Source organism: Frateuria sp. GZRe14 (genome assembly GCF_051900395.1).
Classification (GTDB): domain Bacteria; phylum Pseudomonadota; class Gammaproteobacteria; order Xanthomonadales; family Rhodanobacteraceae; genus Frateuria_A; species Frateuria_A edaphi.
In genome coordinates this window covers 225,509-245,804 of record NZ_JBHZGJ010000002.1, presented here as the reverse complement: position 1 = coordinate 245,804, position 20,296 = coordinate 225,509, and the positions used below count along the sequence as shown (strand labels likewise).

At 69.5% G+C, this 20,296-nt stretch carries 19 protein-coding genes; 11 read left to right on the top strand and 8 right to left on the bottom strand.

Features of this window, described 5'->3' with window-relative positions; translation table 11 throughout:
- The first annotated feature begins 9 nt into the window (after nt 1-9).
- Nucleotides 10-2,853 carry a bifunctional [glutamate--ammonia ligase]-adenylyl-L-tyrosine phosphorylase/[glutamate--ammonia-ligase] adenylyltransferase gene (glnE, locus tag ACFWZ1_RS15375; protein ID WP_439667077.1) on the top strand — a complete coding sequence of 948 codons (2,844 nt, stop codon included), beginning with the start codon at nt 10-12 and terminating at the stop codon, nt 2,851-2,853.
- 68 nt (nt 2,854-2,921) lie between these two features.
- Here the strand turns inward: glnE and ACFWZ1_RS15370 are convergent, their stop codons facing one another.
- Nucleotides 2,922-3,887 carry a mitochondrial fission ELM1 family protein gene (locus ACFWZ1_RS15370; RefSeq protein WP_439667076.1) on the bottom strand — a complete coding sequence of 322 codons (966 nt, stop codon included), beginning with the start codon at nt 3,885-3,887 and terminating at the stop codon, nt 2,922-2,924.
- 136 nt (nt 3,888-4,023) lie between these two features.
- Between ACFWZ1_RS15370 and ACFWZ1_RS15365 the strand changes: the two genes are divergently transcribed.
- Both ACFWZ1_RS15365 and ACFWZ1_RS15360 read left to right on the top strand, forming a co-directional pair.
- Complete coding sequence (locus ACFWZ1_RS15365; RefSeq protein WP_439667075.1) at nt 4,024-4,629, top strand: malonic semialdehyde reductase; 606 nt, start codon at nt 4,024-4,026, stop codon at nt 4,627-4,629.
- Nucleotides 4,630-4,649: 20 nt separating this feature from the next.
- Nucleotides 4,650-5,228, top strand: a complete 579-nt coding sequence (locus ACFWZ1_RS15360) for a YceI family protein (RefSeq protein ID WP_231321777.1) — start codon at nt 4,650-4,652, stop codon at nt 5,226-5,228.
- A gap of 123 nt (nt 5,229-5,351) precedes the next feature.
- Here the strand turns inward: ACFWZ1_RS15360 and ACFWZ1_RS15355 are convergent, their stop codons facing one another.
- Nucleotides 5,352-6,611, bottom strand: a complete 1,260-nt coding sequence (locus ACFWZ1_RS15355) for a YIP1 family protein (protein WP_439667074.1) — start codon at nt 6,609-6,611, stop codon at nt 5,352-5,354.
- A gap of 249 nt (nt 6,612-6,860) precedes the next feature.
- Here ACFWZ1_RS15355 and ACFWZ1_RS15350 point away from each other — a divergent pair, with 249 nt between their 5' ends.
- From ACFWZ1_RS15350 to ACFWZ1_RS15335, 4 genes are all read left to right on the top strand, one after another.
- Nucleotides 6,861-7,067 carry a zinc-finger domain-containing protein gene (locus ACFWZ1_RS15350; RefSeq protein ID WP_231321774.1) on the top strand — a complete coding sequence of 69 codons (207 nt, stop codon included), beginning with the start codon at nt 6,861-6,863 and terminating at the stop codon, nt 7,065-7,067.
- Nucleotides 7,068-7,154: 87 nt separating this feature from the next.
- Entirely contained in the window at nt 7,155-8,279 is a 1,125-nt protein-coding gene (locus ACFWZ1_RS15345) for a glycosyltransferase (protein ID WP_231321772.1), read from the top strand.
- Between the two features lie 135 nt (nt 8,280-8,414).
- Nucleotides 8,415-9,686: an O-antigen ligase family protein gene (locus ACFWZ1_RS15340; RefSeq protein WP_439667073.1), complete on the top strand. Its 1,272-nt coding sequence runs from the start codon at nt 8,415-8,417 to the stop codon at nt 9,684-9,686.
- On the top strand, nt 9,676-10,458 hold the full coding sequence (locus tag ACFWZ1_RS15335; protein ID WP_439667072.1) for a glycosyltransferase family 2 protein: 783 nt from the start codon (nt 9,676-9,678) through the stop codon (nt 10,456-10,458). The genes ACFWZ1_RS15340 and ACFWZ1_RS15335 overlap by 11 nt, the downstream gene beginning before the upstream one ends.
- On the opposite strand, the gene lpxL is transcribed toward ACFWZ1_RS15335, so the two are convergent.
- Nucleotides 10,449-11,360, bottom strand: a complete 912-nt coding sequence (lpxL, locus tag ACFWZ1_RS15330) for an LpxL/LpxP family Kdo(2)-lipid IV(A) lauroyl/palmitoleoyl acyltransferase (RefSeq protein ID WP_439667071.1) — start codon at nt 11,358-11,360, stop codon at nt 10,449-10,451. The genes ACFWZ1_RS15335 and lpxL overlap by 10 nt on opposite strands.
- A 240-nt stretch (nt 11,361-11,600) precedes the next feature.
- Between lpxL and waaA the strand changes: the two genes are divergently transcribed.
- Entirely contained in the window at nt 11,601-12,863 is a 1,263-nt protein-coding gene (gene waaA / locus ACFWZ1_RS15325; protein ID WP_439667070.1) for a lipid IV(A) 3-deoxy-D-manno-octulosonic acid transferase, read from the top strand.
- Between the two features lie 41 nt (nt 12,864-12,904).
- On the opposite strand, the gene ACFWZ1_RS15320 is transcribed toward waaA, so the two are convergent.
- Both ACFWZ1_RS15320 and ACFWZ1_RS15315 read right to left on the bottom strand, forming a co-directional pair.
- Nucleotides 12,905-14,245, bottom strand: coding sequence for a TolC family outer membrane protein (locus ACFWZ1_RS15320; RefSeq protein ID WP_439667069.1), 1,341 nt, complete (start codon nt 14,243-14,245; stop codon nt 12,905-12,907).
- 29 nt (nt 14,246-14,274) lie between these two features.
- Nucleotides 14,275-14,934 (bottom strand): protein-L-isoaspartate O-methyltransferase family protein, encoded by a 660-nt coding sequence (locus ACFWZ1_RS15315; protein ID WP_439667068.1) that lies wholly within the window; start codon nt 14,932-14,934, stop codon nt 14,275-14,277.
- Between the two features lie 356 nt (nt 14,935-15,290).
- Here ACFWZ1_RS15315 and ACFWZ1_RS15310 point away from each other — a divergent pair, with 356 nt between their 5' ends.
- Together ACFWZ1_RS15310 and ACFWZ1_RS15305 are read left to right on the top strand one after the other, a co-directional pair.
- Nucleotides 15,291-15,941: a TetR/AcrR family transcriptional regulator gene (locus ACFWZ1_RS15310; RefSeq protein ID WP_231321761.1), complete on the top strand. Its 651-nt coding sequence runs from the start codon at nt 15,291-15,293 to the stop codon at nt 15,939-15,941.
- Nucleotides 15,942-16,098: 157 nt separating this feature from the next.
- Nucleotides 16,099-16,716, top strand: a complete 618-nt coding sequence (locus ACFWZ1_RS15305; RefSeq protein WP_231321760.1) for a ferritin-like domain-containing protein — start codon at nt 16,099-16,101, stop codon at nt 16,714-16,716.
- A gap of 1 nt (nt 16,717) precedes the next feature.
- Here the strand turns inward: ACFWZ1_RS15305 and ACFWZ1_RS15300 are convergent, their stop codons facing one another.
- Genes ACFWZ1_RS15300 through ACFWZ1_RS15290 form a run of 3 tightly spaced genes read right to left on the bottom strand, consistent with a single transcriptional unit; the run spans nt 16,718 to nt 19,208 of the window.
- A complete protein-coding gene (locus ACFWZ1_RS15300; RefSeq protein WP_439667067.1) occupies nt 16,718-17,734 on the bottom strand; it encodes a zinc-binding alcohol dehydrogenase family protein in 1,017 nt (338 codons plus the stop codon).
- The gene (locus tag ACFWZ1_RS15295; protein WP_439667066.1) at nt 17,731-18,792 is read right to left on the bottom strand and encodes an aldo/keto reductase; all 1,062 of its coding nucleotides are present in this window, start codon (nt 18,790-18,792) and stop codon (nt 17,731-17,733) included. Before ACFWZ1_RS15295 ends, ACFWZ1_RS15300 begins: the two co-directional genes overlap by 4 nt.
- Before the next feature lie 8 nt (nt 18,793-18,800).
- Entirely contained in the window at nt 18,801-19,208 is a 408-nt protein-coding gene (locus tag ACFWZ1_RS15290) for a tautomerase family protein (RefSeq protein ID WP_439667065.1), read from the bottom strand.
- Nucleotides 19,209-19,346: 138 nt separating this feature from the next.
- Here ACFWZ1_RS15290 and ACFWZ1_RS15285 point away from each other — a divergent pair, with 138 nt between their 5' ends.
- Entirely contained in the window at nt 19,347-20,273 is a 927-nt protein-coding gene (locus tag ACFWZ1_RS15285; RefSeq protein WP_439667064.1) for a LysR family transcriptional regulator, read from the top strand.
- Nucleotides 20,274-20,296 lie beyond the last annotated feature (23 nt).

Sequence of the window (20,296 nt, the reverse complement as noted above, 5' to 3'; positions counted from 1 at the left end):
AATGGCCGGATGAGCGTCCCCGAAAGCCCCGCGCTGCGCGCCCTGATCGACGACCGTTACGCCGAACTGGCCGCCCGCTGCCGCGCGGCCGGCGTGGCGCTGCACGACGATGCCGGCGTGGCCGAGCGTATCCGCCGCACGCTGGCGGCCAGCGACTTCGCCTTCGAAGTATGGCGACGGCAGCCACAACTGCTGGCGCCGGCCGGCCTGGATCGCCTGCGCTCGGCCGGCGACGCCGGCACTCGCATCGGCTCGCTGGCGCTGCCGGAGGACGAGATCGCCACGCTGGCGGCGCTGCGCCGGTTCCGCCACGCCGAAGCGTTGCGGCTGGTGTTCCGCGACGTCAACGCTCTGGACGACCTGGCCGAGACGCTCTCGGCCACCAGCGTGCTGTACGAGGCGCTGCTGGGCGCGGCGCTGGCGTGGTCCGAGCGCGCGCTGGCCGCGCGCTACGGACACGCGCGCAGCGAGGACGGCGCGCCGCAGCGGCTGGTGGTGATCGGCTTCGGCAAGCTCGGCGGTGCCGAGCTCAACTTCTCCTCGGACATCGACCTGGTGCTGGCCTACCCGCAGGCCGGCCACAGCGATGGCGCGCGTTCGCTCGACAACAGCGAATACTTCGTGCGGCTGGGGCGCCACCTGGTGCGCCTGCTCAACGAGCCCACCGACGACGGCATCTGCGCGCGGGTGGACCTGCGCCTGCGTCCGTTCGGCAACGCCGGGCGCCTGGCGCTGTCGTTCGCCGCGATGGAGCAGTACTACCAGAGCGAAGGCCGCGACTGGGAGCGTTACGCCTGGATCAAGGCGCGCCCGGTGGCCGGCGACCGCGCGGCCGGCAAGCAGCTGCAGGAACTGCTGCGCCCGTTCGTCTACCGCAAGTATCTCGACTACACGGCCTTCGCCGGCCTGCGCGAGATGAAGGCGTTGATCGACGCGGAGGTGGCGCGCAAGGATCTGGCCGACAACCTCAAGCTCGGTCCCGGCGGCATCCGCGAGATCGAGTTCATCGTGCAACTGGAGCAACTGATCCGCGGCGGGCGCGAACCGTCCCTGCGCGTGCGTGGCCTGTTGCCGGCGCTGGCCGCCTGCGAGGCGCGCGGGCACATCGGCGCGGCGCGCGCCAAGGCGTTGCGCGAGGCCTACCGCTGCCTGCGCCGTGTCGAGAACCGCGTGCAGATGCTCCGCGACGCGCAGACCCACGACCTGCCCGAGGATGCGTTGAGTCGCGAGCGTCTCGCCCGTGGCCTGGGCCATGAGCACTGGGAGGCGCTGGAGGCCGAGCTGGCGCAACACCGCGCCGTCGTCAGCGAGGACTTCGCCAGCGTGCTGATGCCCGCCGGCGGACGCGCGGCGCGCGTGGCGGTCGCCGATACCACGCTGTGGCAGCAGGCCTGCCACGGCACGCCGGAGCCGGGCGCGCTGGAGGCGGCCGGCTTCGTGCCCGGCATCGAGGCGGCCGAAGCCCTCGCCAAGCTGCCGCAGGCCGCTTCGGTACGCGCCATGTCGCAGCGCTCGCGCGAGCGGCTCGATCATCTGATGCCGCACCTCATCGCCGCCGCCCGCGCCAGCGCCGCGCCGCTGCCGTGCCTGCTGCGGCTGTGCCGGCTGGTGCAGGCGGTGGCGCGCCGCTCGGCCTACCTCGCGCTGCTGGAGGAACAACCGGCCGCGCGCGCACGCCTGGCGCGGCTGTTCGCCGATAGCGCGTTCCTGGCCGAACGGGTGATCGCCCAGCCGTTGTTGCTGGACGACGTGCTCGATCCGCGCATCGACCAGCTCCCGCTCAAGCGCGCCGACATCAGCGCCGAGATCAGCCGCGTGCTCGGTACGCTGGACGAGCGCGAGGCGGAGGCGGAGCTGGAGCGCATCAACGAGTTCAAGGCGAGCATCGCCTTCCGCCTCGGCCTGGCCTTCAACGACGGGCGTGCCGACGCCGTGGCCACCTCGCGACGCCTGGCCGCGCTGGCCGCTTCCGTGGTCGAGGCGGTCACCGCGCTGGCCGAGCGCGAGCTTGCCGCGCAGCATGGGCGGTTGCCGGGGGAGGGCTCGGGCTTTGCCGTCTTCGGCTACGGCAGCCTCGGTGGCGACGAGCTGGGATTCGCCTCGGACCTGGACCTGGTGTTCGTGTTCGACGGCGCGCGCGCCCAGCTCACCAGCGATGGCGCCCGCCCCATCGACGGGTCGCGCTGGTACCAGCGCCTTGCGCAGCGCGTGATGAACTGGCTGTCCCTGCTGACCCGCGCCGGGCGCCTGTACGAAGTGGACACGCGGCTGCGCCCCGACGGTTCGAAAGGGCTGCTGGTGAGCAGCCTGGAGGCCTTCGATGCCTACCAGCGCAGCCGTGCGTGGACCTGGGAGCACCAGGCCCTGCTGCGCGCGCGCGCGGTGGCGGGCGACGCGGGCCTGGGCCACGCGTTGGGCGAGGTCCGGCGCGAAGTGCTCGCGGTGCCGCGCGAGCGCGATGCGGTGCTGGCGGAGGTGAGCCAGATGCGTCAGCGCTGGCGGGCGGAGCGGGATCGCTCGGACGAGGCGCGGCTGGATCTCAAACAGGGACATGGCGCCCTGCTGGACATCGAGTTCGCGTTGCAGGGGCTCGTGCTCGCGCATGCGGCGGCGTGTCCGCAGTTGCTGGCCAACACGGCCAACGCATCGCTGATCGATGCGTGCCGGCGTGCCGGCCTGCTCGATGACGGTCAGGCGGAGACGCTCGCGCGCGTGCATGCCGATCTGTTGCAGCGGGCGCTGACCTGCACACTCGATCTGCGGCCGCGGATTGCGCCGCGCGAGGCAGCGCTCGAAGCCATGTGCGCCGACGTGCGCGCGGTGACCGTGGCCTTGGGCTTCGATTTCGCCTGATGTTTCTGCTCCCTCTCCCTTTGGCGGAGAGGCCGGGGTAAGGGGTGGGGCTCGCGGCGATGTGCGGCTCAGCGCAACCCGAGCCGCCGTCGCACGGTGGCGGCGATGCGCTCGGTTTCGCGCAACGGTGGCTGGCGCGTCGGCGCATCGGCCCGGAGGTCGTGCAACAGCCCGCCGTCGCGCAGCGCCTGATGGAAACGGGCGAGCTTGTCCGGCAGCGGCGCAGGCGCGAAGGTGTGGACGGGGCAGCCGACGGCGCAGGCTTCGGAGAGCATGTTGACCGAATCGGGCGTGACCACCAGGCGGTCGGCCCAGGCCAGGACGCCCGGATAGGGGTTGGGACCGTCCGCCTCGCCGCGCCAGTGCACGCCCGGGGTGGCGCTGAACGCGGTGCGCAGGGCCGCCGCAAGGCTCGGCGGCGTGCGCCGCGAGGCGAGGACGAGCAGGCTGCCGCCATCACGCTCATGCACCGCGCGCAGGCCGCCGATGAAGGCGCGGGTCCAGGCCTCGTCCAGCGGGATGCCGTGGCGCGGGCCACCCAGCAGCACGCCCACGCGTGGCTCGGGCAGGTCGGCCAGGCGCGGCCAGGCGTCGCGGGCGTCGGCCAGCCATTCGTCATCGATGGGGTTGAGCGAACCCGCTGGTGTAAGCACGTTCGGTCCGGCGAGGCCGTCATGGCGCGGCGCGACGATCAGGTCCCAGTGCTTCGGATCGACCCGCGGATCGAGGATCTGCACGGTGCGGCAAAGCCCGCCGGACCACATCCGAAGCGCACGCGTGAACAGCGCCGCGGCGCGCCCGCAGCCGACCGCCACGCGCGGCCACGGCGGCGCCAGGCGCGCCCGCTCGTCCGGTGGCACCGCGAGTTCGGCGCCCAGCACCAACCGCGGCGCCAGCCAGGCCCACGGTCCGCGCGGCGCGATCACCAGTGGCCGGACCGGCAGGCCCAGGCGCTCGGCCAGCGCCAGCGCCTGGCGCTGGTTTCCGGCAGCGGCGTCGGTGATGACCCAGCATTCCTCGCGCGGTGCGCTCACGCGATGGTCGCCCGCTCGATTGTTGTCGGATTCTGCACGCTGGGTTCCCCGTTCCTCACCCGACCACCCACGCCCTTGGGCTTACACTTGTGGATCGCCCGCGCCGGATGGCGCGCCAAGAACGCAAAGGATACCCATGAGCGAAGTGCTTTCCGAGGCCGCCCTCGACCAGTTGTTCCGCACCGCGCGCACCTATCGCCGTTCGGCCGAGGCGTGGCTGGACAAGCCGGTCAGCGACGCGCAGCTGCACGCGATCTACGACCTCGCCAGGCTCGCGCCGACCAGCGCGAATGCCTCGCCCGCGCGCTTCGTGTTCGTGCGCTCGCCGGAGGCCAAGGCCAGGCTCGCGCCAGCGCTGGACCGCGGCAACCGCGACCAGAGCATGGCCGCACCGGTCACCGTGATCGTGGCGGCGGACCACGCCTTCTACGAGCACCTGCCGCGGCTCTACAAGGAATCGCCGGACGCGATCGACTGGTTCGCCGGCAAACCGGCCGCGATCGAGGGGACGGCGTTCCGCAACTCCAGCCTGCAGGGCGCCTACCTGATCATGGCTGCGCGCGCGATGGGGCTCGATTGCGGCCCGATGTCCGGCTTCAACAACACGCTGGTGGACGAGACCTTTTTCGCCGGCACGAAGATCCGCTCGAATTTCCTGATCAACATCGGCTACGGCAACCCCGCCGTGCTGCGTCCGCGCGAGGACCGCTTCGCGTTCGACGAAGTCTGCCGGATCGTCTGAAACCCCCACAGGAGTTACGCATGCGCACGTTCAAAGCTGTTCTTTTCGCCGGGTTGTTCGGCGCCGCGGCGCTCGTCCAGGCGGCGCCGGTCACCTATCAGCTGGATCCGCACCACACGATGGTGCTGTTCAGCTGGAGCCATTTCGGCTTCTCCCACCCGACCGCGGAACTGGGTCTGGGGCAGGGCACGCTGGTGTTCGATCCGGATCATCCGGAGCAGGCCAGCGTGGACGTGACCTTGCCGATGGCCGGGCTGGACACGCACGTGCCGGCGCTCGACGAGCACCTGGCCAAGCCCGACTTCCTCGACGTGGCCAAGTACCCGACCGTGACCTACAAGAGCACGAAGGTCGAGCCGCTGGGCAAGGACCATTTCCGCATCACCGGCAACCTCACCGTGCACGGCGTGACCAAACCGGTGGTGCTCGATGCCACGCTCAACAGGATCGGCAAGCATCCGATGAGCGGCGATCCGTCGATCGGCTTCGATGCGACCGGCACGCTCAAGCGCTCGGATTTCGGCGTGTCGGCGTACGTGCCCAACGTGAGCGACGAGATCAGCCTGCGCATCACGACCGAGGGTTCGGCGGGCAAGTGACGGCGCCGGTGTCCGGTTGAAAACGAAGAAGCCCGCGTCGCGATGGCGCGGGCTTCTTCTTTGCAGGGTGGGCTTCAGTCCGCCGCGTTGGACCCGGACGGTGGACTGGAGCCCATCCTGCGGTCAATGCCGCACGCCTTCCTCGCGCATCGCTTCGAGCTTGCCCAGGTCGACGCTGGCCACGGCCTGCTTCAGCTCGTCGATGCTGCCGGCATTGCCGTTGGCCTTGACCGTGAAGCGCTGGCCGACCACCACGCTGTACTCGCCGCTCCTGGACTGATCGTCCCATGCCTCGTGCGTGAGGCGGCCATCGGCGGTGTAGGTCTTCTCGTAGCCGTGGTCGGTGCTGCGCTCTTCCTCCGGCGCCATCGCGCCGGCCATCGCCATCAGGCCCTTGGCGGTGCCCGTGTCGGTGACTTCCAGCGTGACGGTGCGGCCGTTGCTGTCGCCGTACTCGGCATGCGCCTCGGTGGCCTGCATGCCCATCGCGTTGCTGCGCTGGGCCGAGCTGCTGGTGCGCTTGAGGCCGAGCAGGGTCTCGGGCAGGAAGGCCTTGACCTGCTCGGTGGACAGCGCCTGCACGTCGCCGTCGTTGCCCATCGCCGCGCCCATCATCTTGTTCATGGCCGCCTGCTGGGCAGCGCTGTCGCCGGACTTCTGCGCCGCGTCCATTTCCTTGCTCGCCTGTTCGGCGCGCTCGCCCATGGCCGCCAGCTTGCCGAGCGCGCTGTCCGGATCGACGGTGACGTTGTCGCTAGTGCTGCCCAGGTGGGTGCCGGTCATGGCCGCGCCGGTGTAGGCAGCGGTACCGATCACGCCCGCCACGATCAGGCCCACGATCCAACTCAGCACGATGGCGATGATCACGGCCAGCGCCGTGTAGCCGCCGGCCTTTTCGGGCGGGCACTTCATGGTGAAGGGCAGGCCCAGGTAAAGCAGGTAGATGCCGTAGATCGCGCCGGCGATCGCGATCAGCCAGCCGAGCCACGGAATGATCACCGCGATGCCCGCGACCCACGAGGCGGTCCAGGAATAGGCGACCGTCTTGAGCGCCTGCACCATGTCCTTCTGGCCATTGAAGGTGCCGGCCAGGGCATTGATCACCAGCGCCATGACGTAGGCCAGGGCCAGCGACAGCAGGTATTGCAGCACCATGCCGGCGATGCCCGCGCCGATCGGCGTGCGCACGTGCACGCCCATGAATCCGGTGCCGATCAGGCTGCTCTTGATGAAGCCGGCGATCGCCGGCAATGCGGCGATCCAGACGATGTAGGTGGTGTACAGGCCGCCGATGCTGGCCGGTTCGGCGGCCGCGACCGGCCACTCGGTCCTGGGCGAGGCCAGGATGGCTTTTGCGCGCGCGATGGCTTTTCCGAGATCCATGGTAGTTCCCCTTGCGACGTATGAATGCGGCAACGGATGGCCAACGTCAGGGTCGCGGCGCCGGGCCACGTCCCATCCACGGTCGTCCCCCTTCGATGCGTCGCCCGCCCCTTCGGGCGACGCCGGCGCACAGTTGATGGCAACGGCGCGTCGAAGTCCAGTGCGGGGCGGGGCCGTGGTCGCCCGCGCGTTGCCGGCGTGTGCCCCTGCTACCATGGGCGGCTCGACGTCCCCTTCCTGGAGCCTGCCATGTCGCGCCCCCTGCCCGAGGCCGCGCCGATCCCGGCGAATGCCGAAAATCGTTACGAAGTGACGCGCAACGACCTGCCGCTGTCCTGTCCGATGCCGGCGATGTCCCTGTGGAACTCGCATCCGAAGGTCTACCTGCCGATCGTCGAGGACGGCGGGGAGTCCGTCTGTCCTTACTGCGGCGCGCATTACGTCCTGCGCGACTGAACCCGGGCCCCCGGCCGGTTCCTGAACGGCGGCATTCGGCACGATCGCTGCTTGCCAAGGTGGATGAAGGCCACCCAACAACCCCTCATGTCTGCCGTCGTCACCCCCACCCGGCGCCTGGTTGTCGTCCAGCTGATCCCGGCGCTGCATACGGGCGGGGCGGAGCGTTCGACGCTGGAAGTGGGTCGGGCGCTGGTGGAAGCGGGGCACCGCTCGATCGTGATCTCCTCCGGCGGCCGCCTGGTGGCGCAGCTGGAGGCCGAGGGCAGCGAGCACGTCACCCTGGACATCGGCACCAAGTCGCCGCGCACGCTGTTGCACCTGGGCGCGCTGCGCCGTCGGCTGCGCGAACTGAAGCCCGACATCGTGCATGCCCGCTCGCGCCTGCCCGGATGGATGGGCTGGTGGGCCTTGCGCGGGCTGAATCCGCGTCCGCATTTCGTCACCACCGTGCACGGGCTCAACTCGCCCGGCCGCTACAGCTCGATCCTGTTGCGCGGCGAGCGGGTCATCGCCGTCTCGCAGACGATGCGCGATTACGCCCTGAGCCACTATCCGTGGCTGGATCCGACGCGGGTGAAAGTGATTCCGCGCGGCATCGACCCGGAGGCGTTCCCGTACGGCCATCGTCCGGACGACGCCTGGCAGAAGGCCTTCTTCGCCGAGTACCCGCAGTTGGCCGGCGCACCGCTGCTGACCCTGCCGGGGCGTGGCACGCGCCTGAAGGGCCACCACGAGGCGATCGAGCTGATGGCCGAGCTCAAGCGCCGCGGCATCGAGGCGCGCCTGTTGTTGCTGGGCGTGATCGAGCCGGGCCGCGAGGCCTACGTGGAAGAGCTCCGTCAGCTGATCCGCGAGCGCGACGTCGAGGCGCAGGTGGTGCTGACGGCGCCCCGCAACGACGTGCGCGACATCTACGCGGTGTCCGCACTGATCCTGCAGCTGTCGACCAAGCCCGAATCGTTCGGGCGCACCGTGGTCGAGGCACTCTCGCTGTGCCGTCCCGTGCTTGGCTACGCCCACGGCGGCGTCGGCGAACTGCTGGCCGAGCTGTACCCGGCCGGTCGCGTGCCGGTGGGCGACCGCCAGAAGCTGGTCGAGCGTGCCGCCGAACTGCTGCGCGTGGCGCCGCCGATCCCGATGCTGCAGAGCTACCGGCTGTCGGACATGCAGCAGGCGGTACTGGCACTGTATGGGGAAGTGGCCGGCTGATCGACTGCCGCCGTTCCGGGCCGCACGTGGAGCCATGCGACTCGTGGCGCCGCCCGCGGCTGGAAACATCGCCCGCCGGCACATCCTTGCAAGGCTTGCCAGCAGGCACGGAGCCGCCGCGCCTACAATCCCCGGATGCCCGCGATCCGACCGATAGCTGCCTCACTGCGTTCGCCCTTGCTGCCATTCTGGCTGGTGATCGCGTTGCTGCCGGTCGGGCGAAGTTCGGAACTGGGGACGCTGCTGTGCCTGATCGGCACCATCCTCTTGTTCGTGCGCCACCCGCGGGCGCTGGATGGGCACGCCGGTGCGCGCCTGCTGCTGGTGTTGCTGGCCTGCTACGTCGGCGCCGCGCTGCTGTCCTCGTTCGATGCAGTGGCGCCGGGCAAGAGCTGGGGCGCCACCGCCGGCCTGCTGCGCTACGTGCCGCTGGGGCTGTACGCCTGCTTCGCGATCCGTCGTGATGCCAGGCTGCGCGCGCTGTTCTTCGCGGTCGCCGCCGTTATCGCCGTGTGGGTGGCCGATGCCTGGCTGCAGGCATTCACCGGCTTCAGCCTTGGCGGTCCTGCCGATGCCGAGCGCGTGTCGGGCATCTTCGGCGCGGACAACCTCAAGCTCGGGCCGACGCTGGCGGTGCTCGCACCGTTCGCGCTGTGGGCAGCCCGCGAGCGCTGGGGACGCCCGGGGCTGATGCTGGCTTTCCTGCTGGTGCTGGGGCCGGTGCTCCTGGCCGGCTCGCGCGCGGGCTGGCTCTGCTACGGCCTGGTGGCGCTCGCATTCGCCTGGCGCGAGGCTGGCTCGGCCTATCGCTTCGCGCTCTGGTGCGCGCTGGGCGCGGTGATGGTGGTTCTGGCCGGCACGGTGGCCTGGCATACGTCCGGTCGCTTCCAGGACCGCATGGAACGCACCCTCGCGGTGTTCGCGGACGAACCCCAGGGGCTGGACGAGGCGCTCACCGGCCGGCCGGCGATCTGGCGCGCCAGCCTGCGGATGTTCGCGGATGATCCCTGGAACGGCGTGGGCGTGCGCGGCTTCCGCTACGCCTATCCCGACTACGCGCCGGCCAACGACCACTTCCTGGTCGACGAGGCCTGCGGCACGGGCGAGGGCGCCTGCCACGCGCACCAGCTGGTGCTGGAGGTGCTGAGCGAGACCGGCGCGATCGGGCTGATGCTCTGGCTGGCCGCGACGTTCTGGGCGCTTCGCGCGTGGCGCCGGCAGGGCGCGGCGGCACGCGCGCGGGCGTTCCCCGCCACGGTGGCGCTGGCGGTGATGCTGTTTCCGTTCAACACCCACCTGGCCTTCTACTCGGCGTGGTGGGGACTGTTGTTCGCCTGGCTGCTGGGGCTCTGGTGCGCGGCGCTATACGTGATAGAGGATGTCGTCATGGAGGACGGTGATGCGTGAGTCGTTATCGGTGGTGGTCACCACCTTCAACAGCGCGGACACGCTGGATGCCTGCCTGGGATCGGTGAAGTGGGCCGAGGACATCGTGGTGCTCGATTCGGGTTCCACCGACGCCACCGCGGCGATCGCGCGGCGCCACGGCGCGCGCGTGCACGAACAGGCGTTCGCCGGCTACAGCGCGCAGAAACAGGCTGCGATCGACCTGGCCCGGCATCGCTGGGTGCTGCTGCTGGATTCGGACGAGGCGTTGCCGCCCGATGCCGTCGCGCCCATGCTGCGCGCGCTGGAAGGTCCGGCCTGCGCCGGGTACCAGCTGTGGCGGCGCGAATGGGTGTTCTGGCGCTGGCAGTCGCCGCGTGCGCGGCTCAATCACTACGTGCGGCTGTTCGATCGCGAACGCGCGCAAATGAGTGGGCACAGCGTGCACGAAGCGGTCCATGTGGACGGGCCGGTCGGCAGGCTCGACGTGGTGCTCGACCATTTCGGCGAACCGGATATCGCCGGCCGCGTGGACAAGGCCAACCGCTACTCCACGTTGCAGGCGGCCGATGACGCGCGCCGCCAGCGCGCCTGGCTGGGTTGGCGACTGATCGCCTATCCGACGATCGCCTTTCTTCGCTTCTACCTGTTGCGCGGCCACTGGCGCGCGGGCTGGGCGGGTTTCATCGCGGCGCGCGTGCACGCCTTCTACGCCTTCCTCAAGTACGCCAAGCTGCACGAGGCACGCGTGCGCAGCGCGCCCGGGGCGCTGCGCCATCCGCGTCAGCGGTAGACCGCGGGTGCGCCGGGCGGCCGGGTCTTGAAGCGCTTGTGCACCCACAGGTACTGCGCGGGCGCCGCGCGCACCATTTGTTCGATGCTGGCGTTGACCCGTGCGGTATCGGTGGCCGCGTCGCCGTCCATCGGCAGCGGCGCGCCCAGCCGCATGGCGTAGCCGCCGCCGGGCAGGCGCTGGTGGAAGAACGGAATCACCTGCGCCTGCCCCATCCGAGCAAGATGGTGGGTCGCGGTGATGGTCGCGGCAGGCACGCCGAAGAACGGCACGAACACGCTGTCCTTGCTGCGCATGTCCTGGTCCGGGGCATACCAGAGCGTGCCGCCGCCGCGCAGGTACTTCACCGTGCCGCGGATGTCGTCCTTCTCGAACATGGCCGCCGCGTAGTGGAGACGTGCGCGCAGCACGGTCCACTCGAACACGGCCGAGTCCATGCGCCGGTACATGCCGGCGATCGGGATGCGTCGGGAGATCAGCCGCGCGCACAACTCCAGATGCGAAAAATGCCCGCCTACGAGCAGTACGCCCTGGCCCTGCGCGTGCGCGGCCTCCAGGTGCTCCAGGCCCTCGATGCGCGTGGGGATGCGTGCGATCGCGCGATCGGATCCCATCCAGCCCAGCGCGAACTCGACCAGCATCAGCCCGATGTCGGTCAGGTGCGCATCGACCAGTGCCGCCTGCGCGCGGGCGTCCAGCTCGGGAAAGCACAATGCGACGTTGGCCTCGGCCACGCGGCGACGACGCGAGGGCACGTGGCGGATCAGCGCGCCGAGCCCGCGACCCAGCCGCAACAGGAGCGGATAGGGCAAACGGGCGATCAGCCAGATCACCCCCACGCCCAGCCACGCCGGCCAGTGGCGCGGGGCGAGCAGGGCGCGATCGAAGGAGGGGCGGGGCATGCCGGGCATCGGGGGATTGTACGGGGATGGACCGCGCGGAAGCCCTCTCACTTCCGGCGATGAGTTTTTTTTGGGCGACGCTCGGCGCGTTTCATCAAGGCTGCCGGTTCGCATGGTTCTCCCCGCTAGTCTTGACTGCCTCGACCCGACGCCTTCGACAAGCCCGGGTTGTTGCGCTGTGCGGAGGCGGAGTGAGCAAGGGCCCTATAATTCCTGACGTCCTTCCGGCCTGGCCTCCCGTTGCGCTATCTCTACACCTTCGTGATGTACCTGGCGACGCCGCTGATCGTGCTGCGCCTGATGATCCGTGGCGCGCGCTACGGCAATTACCACCGGCGCTGGCCGGAGCGCTTCGGCCTGTTCCAGCCGCCGCAGTTCAGTGGAAGCCTGTGGGTGCACGCGGTGTCGGTCGGCGAGGTCAATGCGGCCGAACCGCTGATCAAGGCGCTCAGGCGCGACTACCCCAACGCACCGCTGGTGGTTACCACCGTGACGCCGACGGGTTCGGCGCGCGTGCACCAGCTGTTCGGCGACAGCGTCTTCCATGTCTACCTGCCCTATGACCTGCCATTCGCGGTGCATCGCTTCCTGAAGCGGGTGCGCCCCCGACTGGCGTTGATCGTGGAAACGGAGATCTGGCCGAATCTCTACTTCGCCTGCCGCCGTCGCGGCATTCCGCTCATGATCGTCAACGCTCGGCTGTCCGAACGTTCGATGCGTGGCTACCGGCCGCTGCGCTCCCTGGTCCGTTCGGCGCTGCGCACGGTGCGACAGATCGCGGCCCAGTCGCGCACCGACGCCGCGCGCTACCGCCTGCTGGGCGCGGACCCTGCGCAACTGGTGGTCAGCGGCAACCTCAAGTTCGACATGCCCGTACCCGATGGCGCCGTCGACAAGGGGGCCGCGCTACGCGCGCAATGGGGCCCGCGCAGGCCCGTATGGATCGCTGCCAGCACGCACGAGGGCGAGGAGCTGGCGGTGCTGGAAGCGCACCTGGACGTGCTGCGCCGGCTGCCCGACGCGTTGCTGCTGATCGCGCCGCGGCATCCGGAGCGTTTCAAGCTGGTGGAACACTCGGCGCGCAGCCTGGGCTTCACCGTCGCCACGCGCAGCGTCGAGCAGGTGCCCGGCGCGCACCAGGTGTTCGTGATCGACGCGATGGGACAACTGATGCCGTTCTACGCAGCCGCGGACCTGGCCTTCGTCGGCGGCAGCCTGGTGCCGATCGGCGGGCATAACGTGCTGGAACCGGCGGCGCTGGCGCGGCCGGTGCTGGTCGGTCCGCATACGTTCAATTTCGAGGAGATCACCCTCACGCTGATTCGCGAGGGCGGTGCCAACCGCGTCGAACACGTGGACCAGCTGGGCCACGCCGTGCTCGATCTGTTGCGTGACGAACGCCAGCGCGAGCGGATGGGGCGCCAGGCGCGCCGCGTGTTCGACAGCGAGCGGGGTGCCGTAGGGCGGGTGATGGAACTGGTCGACCGCGTGCTGGAGGAATAACCCCGCAGGAGCGCGCGAACGGGCTCCTGCGGGGATAGGTGTTACTGGAGCAGGGAGTTGACCGCCTCGAGGTCCTTCACGTCGATCGTGCCGGCGGCCTGCTTGAGCTGCAGCTGGTCAAGGATCAGCGCGTGGCGCGACTGCGAGTAGCTGCTCTCGGCCTGGGTCAGCGTCTGGATCGCGTTGAGCACGTTGAGCATCGTCTGCGTGCCGACGTCGAAGCCCGCGCGGGTGGCTTCCAGTGCCTTCTGGCCGGATTCGACCGAGGCCTTGTTGGCCTCCACCTGGCTGATGCCGGCGATCACCGAGCGGTAGAAGTTGAGCGTGTCCCGGGTGACCTGGCGGCGCTGGGCTTCCAGCGAATCCTCGGCGGCATCGCGCTGGTAGATCGACTGGCGCACGCGCGACTGCGTGGCGAAACCGGAGAAGATCGGCACGTTGAGCGTGATGCCCACGGTGGTGCCATAGCGGCCGTTGCGATCGGCGAAGGCGCCGCCCATGTTCTCAAGCCAGTTCGACGACGTGCCGCGGCTGACCGATGCGTTGATCGTCGGCAGGTGGCCGGCGCGGGCGGAATTGACCGAGTGCGAGGCCGCCTCGACGTTGTACTGCTGGGCGATCACGTTGGGGTTGCTCTTCTGCGCCTGCTGCACCCAGGCGTTCGGATCGGCCGGCTTGGGCGGCACCATCGGCAGGTCGTCGCGCAGCTGCTTCAGGTCGCCGACCGGCTTGCCGGTGATCTGCGCCAATGCCTCGCGCGCATCGTTCAGCGCGTTGTTGGCGGCGACCGTCTGCGCCTTGGCCAGTTCGTAATACGACTTGGCCTGGTACACGTCGGTGACTGCCGAGAGGCCCACGTTGAAGCGCTGCTCGGCCTGTTCGTAGGACTGCCGGAAGGCGTCCTCGTTGGCCTTGGCGTAGGCCAGCTCGTCCTGGCTGGTCAGCACGCCGAAGTAGGCGGCGGTGACGCGCACCAGCAGCTCTTGCTGCGCGGCATCGTACTGGGCGGTCTGCGAATCGGCCTGCGATTCTGCGGCATGCAGGTCGGCGATCTTGCTGAGGTCCAGGATGGTCTGGCTCAGTTCCAGCGATTCGTCGCGGCTGCGCAGGTGGCCGGCGTTGATCGGCGCGCCACCCTCGGCCACGGTCTGCGCATTGGCGCCGCTGGACTGGCTGAAGGTGGCGCGGCCGGACAGCTGCGGCAGCAGCAGGGCGCGCGTCTGCGTCACGGTCTCGCCCACCGACAGGCGCTGCGCCTCGGCCTGCGACAGCACCGGATCGTTGGCGCGCGCTTGGCGGTAGGCGTCCATCAGGTCCTCGCCATGACCGGGCAGCGAGGTCGCCGACAGGGCCAGGGCGAGGGTCAGCAGCTTCAAGCGCATCGGGGTTGCCTCATGCAATCGATAGGAAGTCAGAAAACGAAACGGCGGGGCGGCTCGGCGTGAGCCAGGTACGGCAGGTCGGTCTCGAACAGGTATTCCTCGCGGAAGCCGCCGGCGCCGGCCTGGGTCAGCAGGACGGCCTGCTGCACGGGCGACTCGCCGCGGATCGCCAGCAGGCGGCCTCCCGGCTTGAGCCAGCCCAGGAAACGCTGCGGGACCTGCCACACGGCGCCGGTAACCACGATGGCGTCGAACCGGTCCTGCGGCTGCCAGTCCTGCACCGCGTCCGCGGTCACCAGGGTGGCGTTGGCAACGCCGGCCGTGTCCAGGCGCGACCGTGCGGCCGCGGTGAAATCGCCATGTACGTCGACGCTCGTCACGTGCGCGGCGAGCGTGGCCATGCACGCGGTCAGGAAACCCGAACCGGTGCCGATCTCCAGCACGCTTTCGGTGGCCTTGAGGTCGAGCGCCTGCAGCACGCGACCCTCGATCACCGGCTTCATCATCACCTGGCCATGACCGATCGGCAGGCACAGGTCGGCGAACGCCAGCTGGCGGTGCTCCGGCGCCACGAAATCCTCGCGGCGCACCTGCGCCAGCGCATCGAGCACGCGTGCATCGAGCACATCCCAGGGGCGCACCTGGTTCTCGACCATGTTCTGCCGTGCCTGTTCGAAATTCATCGCCATGGTCTAACGTCCGCAAGAATCAAAAAGATCAAAAGGATAAGCGTTCGGAGGCCGCCGCGACAGTGATGTTTAGCGTGCGGCCTCGTGGCCGGTGCCCGAAGTGCCGGAAGTCACCGCGCCGGATTGACGGAAGTCATGCCCGGCGCGGTGTCCGCGGACACAGGCCCCCTGTAACCAGGCAAGCGCGCCGCTGCCCACCACCCGGCACGCGCCCTGCATGGCGGTACACTGCGCACAGGGACGAAAGAGCGGTTCAACGCAAGGCCGCTTCCAGGGAAACTGGAAATAAGTAAACCGATCCGTATAATAAAGTTCCCGCTCGTTCTTGTGAAGCTGTTCCCGCCCAAGGTGTCACCATGAATTGTCCCGCCCACGCCAAGACTCCCGGCCCCGGCCGTCCGAAGGACATGGAGAAGCGCGCGGCGATCCTGGAGGCGGCCAAGGCGCTGTTCATCCGCAATGCCTTCGCCGGCACCAGCATGGACGCCGTGGCAGCCGAGGCGGGCGTGTCCAAGCTCACCGTCTACAGCCACTTCGGCGACAAGGACAATCTCTTCCGCGAAGTCATCCGAGCCCGCGTGAACGACCTGCTGCCGGAAGAGACGTACCACTTCGATCCGCACGAGGACATCGCCGATACACTGCTGCGCGTCGCGCTGACCCACGCGAGACTCGATTGCAATGCCGAGACCGTCGGCACCTTCCGCGCGATCCTTTCCGACTGCCGCCAGGGCAATCCCCGCTACGGCCGGCTGATGTGGGAAGAGGGCGCCACGCGCACGCATGGCCTGATGGAACGCCTGCTGCAGCAGGCGGTTGACGCCGGCAAGCTCCAGATCGACGACGTGCCGCGCGCCTGCGTGCAGTTCCTCACGCTGATCAAGGGCAACCTGATGATGCGGCAGATGTTCGGTTGCTGCGAATGCCCGGACAGCTACGCCGCCGAGATCGAGGCGACCGCCCGCGCCGGCGTGAAGATGTTCCTGCGCGCCTACCTGCCGCGCTGATCGCGCGGAGGTGAGGTCGGCTTCGGCCGACCATCGACGTCGCCCCAAGATCCACGGTGGGCCGAAGCCCCTCTGCGGAAACCGGCAAGCCATGCTTCACCGGCGTTTCGCGCCGTCTCCACTAGCTTGCGCCGGTACCCACCACCGAGGGACCGACATGGCAAGCAAGCCGTTCCTGACCGACATCGAGGCCATCCGCAAACGTGCCCGCGAGCACATCGACCAGGGTGCGATCACCGCCGGCTACACCGCCGACCGCGAGACCGTGATCAAGCTGCTCAACGAGGCGCTGGCCACCGAGATCGTCTGCACGCTGCGCTACAAGTACCACTACTTCATGGCCTCCGGGATCCACTCCCAGGCGGTCAAGGCCGAGTTCCTCGAGCACGCGCAGCAGGAGCAGGAACACGCCGACCGCATTGCCGAGCGCATCACGCAACTGGACGGCAAGCCCAACTTCAATCCCGATGGCCTGCTCAGCCGCGCCCACGCGGACTACGCCGAAGGCGCCAACCTGGTCGACATGATCAAGGAGGACCTGGTGGCCGAACGCATCGCGATCGACACCTACCGCGCGATCATCGAGTACATCGGCGGAGACGATCCGACCACGCGCCGCATCATGGAAGAGGTATTGGCGCAGGAGGAGGAGCACGCCGAGGACATGGCCACGCTGCTGGCACAACTGGGCGAGCAGGGTGAACCGGCGCGACCGGCGCAACCGCAGCCGCCGGCGAAACCGTCCTCGAACGCCGGCTCCGGCTGGCAGCACTGATTCACCAGCCGGCGAGCACCTGCTTGCCGATGCTCCTTCCCGCCTCGAGACGCCGGTGCGCTTCGCGCAGGTTCGCCGCGTTGATCGGCGAGAGGATTTCCCGGGCGATGCCGCGCACCTGACCGGCGTCGACGAGCGCCGCGACGCGGGCGAGGATGCGGCCCTGCTCGGCCAGGTCTGCGGCGGCGGTGCGCGAACGGGTGAACATCGACTCCCAATGGATGCCGATCGACTTGGCCTTGTACGGGCCGCCGATCGCCAACGGCCCACGCGGCTCCACGATCAGGCCGACATGGCCCTGCGGCGCGACCAACTCGCCCAGGGTGTTCCAGTAGCGGTCGGTGTCGGCCAGGTTGATCGCCGCATCGACGTGCGCGAGGTCGAGTGCGGCCAGTTGAGGCGCCAACGGCTCACGATGGTCGATCGTCGCGGCCGCGCCGAGCTGGCGACACCACGCGGCCGTCTCCGGCCGCGACGCGGTGGCGATCACGCGGAAGCCTGCCCGTCGCGCGAACTGGATGGCCATCGAACCGACCCCACCCGCACCCGCAATCACCAGCAGCGTGCGTCCGCGGCCGCCCTGTTCGCTGTCGAAGGGCATGCGCTGGAACAACAGTTCCCACGCGGTCAGCGAGACCAGCGGCAGCGCCGCCGCCTGCGCGGGATCGAGCGTGCGCGGCGCATGCGCGACCAGGCGCGCATCGACGGCTTGCAACTGCGCGTTGCTGCCCGGGCGCGTGGCGTCGCCGGCGTAATACACGCGGTCGCCCGGTGCGAAGCCCCTGGCGCGCGCGCCTGCAGCTTCGACGATGCCGGCGGCATCGAAGCCGAGTACGCGTGGGGAGTCCTCGATCTCCGGTCCGGCCGCGCGAAGTTTCGTGTCGACGGGATTGGCCGAGACTGCCTCCACGCGTACGAGCAGGTCGTGCGCGCCATGGGCGGGCTCGGGCAGATCCAGGTCGAGAAGGGATTCCGGATCGTCGATGGGCAGATGGCGGGTGAAGGCGACGGCTTTCACAACGCGTCTCCGGCGGGCAGGGTGGCCGGCACCGGCGGCGGATTGCGCTCGGCGAACATGCCGTTCCAATACGGGTAGTAGGGGTAGGGCGGCATGACGGCACTGGCTGCATCGAGCCGGGACATCTGCTGTGCGTCCAGCGTCCATCCGATCGCGCCGAGGTTGTCCTTCAGCTGCGCCTCGTTGCGCGCGCCGATAAGCACGGTGGAGACGGTCGGCCGTTGCAGCAACCAGCGGATCGCGACTTGCGGCACGCTGCGGCCGGTTTCGGCGGCGACCGCCTCCAGCGCATCGACCACGCGATAGAGCCGCTCCTCATCCACCGGCGGTGCGTACTGTGCGGTCTCGTGCAGGCGGCTGCCGGCCGGCAGCGGATGTCCACGACGTATCTTCCCGGTAAGCCGGCCCCAGCCCAGCGGACTCCACACCACCGCCCCCAGGCCCTGGTCCAGTCCCAGCGGCATCAGCTCCCACTCGTAGTCGCGGCCGACCAGCGAGTAGTAGGCCTGGTTGGCGACGAAACGCGCACGACCGTGCCGGTCCGCGGCGGCCTGCGACTTCATCAGTTGCCACCCGGAAAAGTTGGAAGCGCCCAGATAGCGCACCTTCCCGGCGCGCACCAGATCGTCCAGCGTCGCCATGACGCTGTCGACCGGAGTCATCGCGTCGAAGTGATGCAACTGCAGGAGGTCGATGTAGTCGGTGCCCAGCCGCTTCAGCGCGCGTTCCACGCCACCGACCAGATGGTGGCGCGAGGCGCCGACATCGTTCGGTCCGGCGCCGGCGCGCAGCGTCAGCTTGGTCGAGATGATCGCCTGCTCGCGCCGGCCTTTCAGTGCGGCGCCGAGGATCTCCTCGGAGGCGCCGTCGGAATAGACGTCCGCCGTATCGAAGAGGTTGGCGCCGGCCTCCAGGCAGATGTCCACCAGGCGGCGCGCTTCGGCGGTGTCGGTGGCGCCCCAGGCGGCGAACAGCGGCCCCTTGCCGCCGAAGGTGCCGGCGCCGAAACCCAGCGAGGGGACCATGAAGCCCGACGTGCCCAGAGCGCGGTATTCCATGCCTCCGTTCATGCGTCGGCCTCCCGCTGCACGGCGATTTCCATGCTCATCCGCCCGCCGCCGACCGACCAGTCGGAAAAATCGTTCTCGACCAGGTAGACGAACACGTCCTGTGGGCGGATGTCCGCGTCCCGGCCGAGGTTGGCGGCGACACGGGCGTAGAGGTCGCGCTTCATCGCGTCGCTGCGCCCTCGCCGCAACGTGATGCGGATGACGACCACGCGATCGGAGCGCTGCACGCCGAGGAAGCCGCGGTCGAACAGGAAATCACCAGGCTGGTACTCACAGACCATCTGGAAGAAATCGTCGTCGGGAATACCGAGGGCCGCGACCATCGCTTCGTGCACGCCGCGGGCGATGGCGGCCTTGTCAGCGGGTGGCGTTCCGGCGGGGATGGCGACGTGGGTGAATGGCATGGTGGCTCCTGCGGCTGAGACCGAAGTCGGGCGCCGGGGTCACTGATCACCACGGCCGCGAGTGCGCAGGCTAGGCGCTTGCACTTTCGACAGAAAGCAGCAGGATGACGAATCGCTTTCAATGAACGATTGAAGATCATGGACCGGCTGGACGACCTGACCCTGTTCCTGCGCGTGCTTGACCTCGGTTCGATCAGCGCTGCCGCACGCAGCCTGGGCCTTTCGGTGGCGGTCGCCAGCCAGCGCCTGAAACGACTCGAACGCGGCCTCGGCGTGCGGTTATTGCAGCGGACCACGCGCCGCCTGCACCCCACGCCGGAAGGCCTGCTGCTGGCCGAGCAGGGGCGCGCGCTGGTGGAGGACCTGGACGCGTTGACCACCGACCTGCGCCAGAGCGCCGTGAGCGTCTCGGGCACATTGCGCATGACCCTGCCGGCCGCGTTCGGACGCCAGTACCTCTCGCCGCTGTTGCCCGAGTTCCTCGCGCGCCATCCGAAACTGCGCCTGTCTGCGCACCTGAGCGACGAGATGCAGGACCTGGTAGGCGCGGGCTACGACCTGGCGATTCGCATCGGCGCCCTGGACGACTCCAGCCTGATCGCGCGCCGGCTCGCCTCCAACCGGCGCCTGCTGTGCGCCTCGCCCGCGTACCTGGCGCGGCACGGCCGCCCGCGCACGCCGGCGGAACTGGCGGATCACGAATGCGTGCTGCTGGCTGGCCGCCATGGGCGGCAGGACACCTGGCGGCTGACCGATGGGCAGGGCCAGGAGCACGTGGTCCGCGTGCGCGGGCGCTTCGAAAGCACGCTCGGCGAACTGGTCCGCGATGCCGCACTGGCCGGGCAGGGCATTGCGCTGCATTCGCACTGGCATGTGCACGAGGCGCTGCGTAGCGGTCGCCTGGAGGCGGTGCTGCCCGATTACTCCCTGCCGGAAAGCGCGATCTGGGCGGTGATGCCGCAACGCCGGCTGGTGCCGCCGCGGGTGCGCGCGTTCGTGGATTTCCTGGCCGAGCAGCTGGGCGAGGTGCCGCCGTGGGAGCGTGCCCCGTCGCACAAGGCATGAAAAAGGCGCGCCGCCGTGATTGG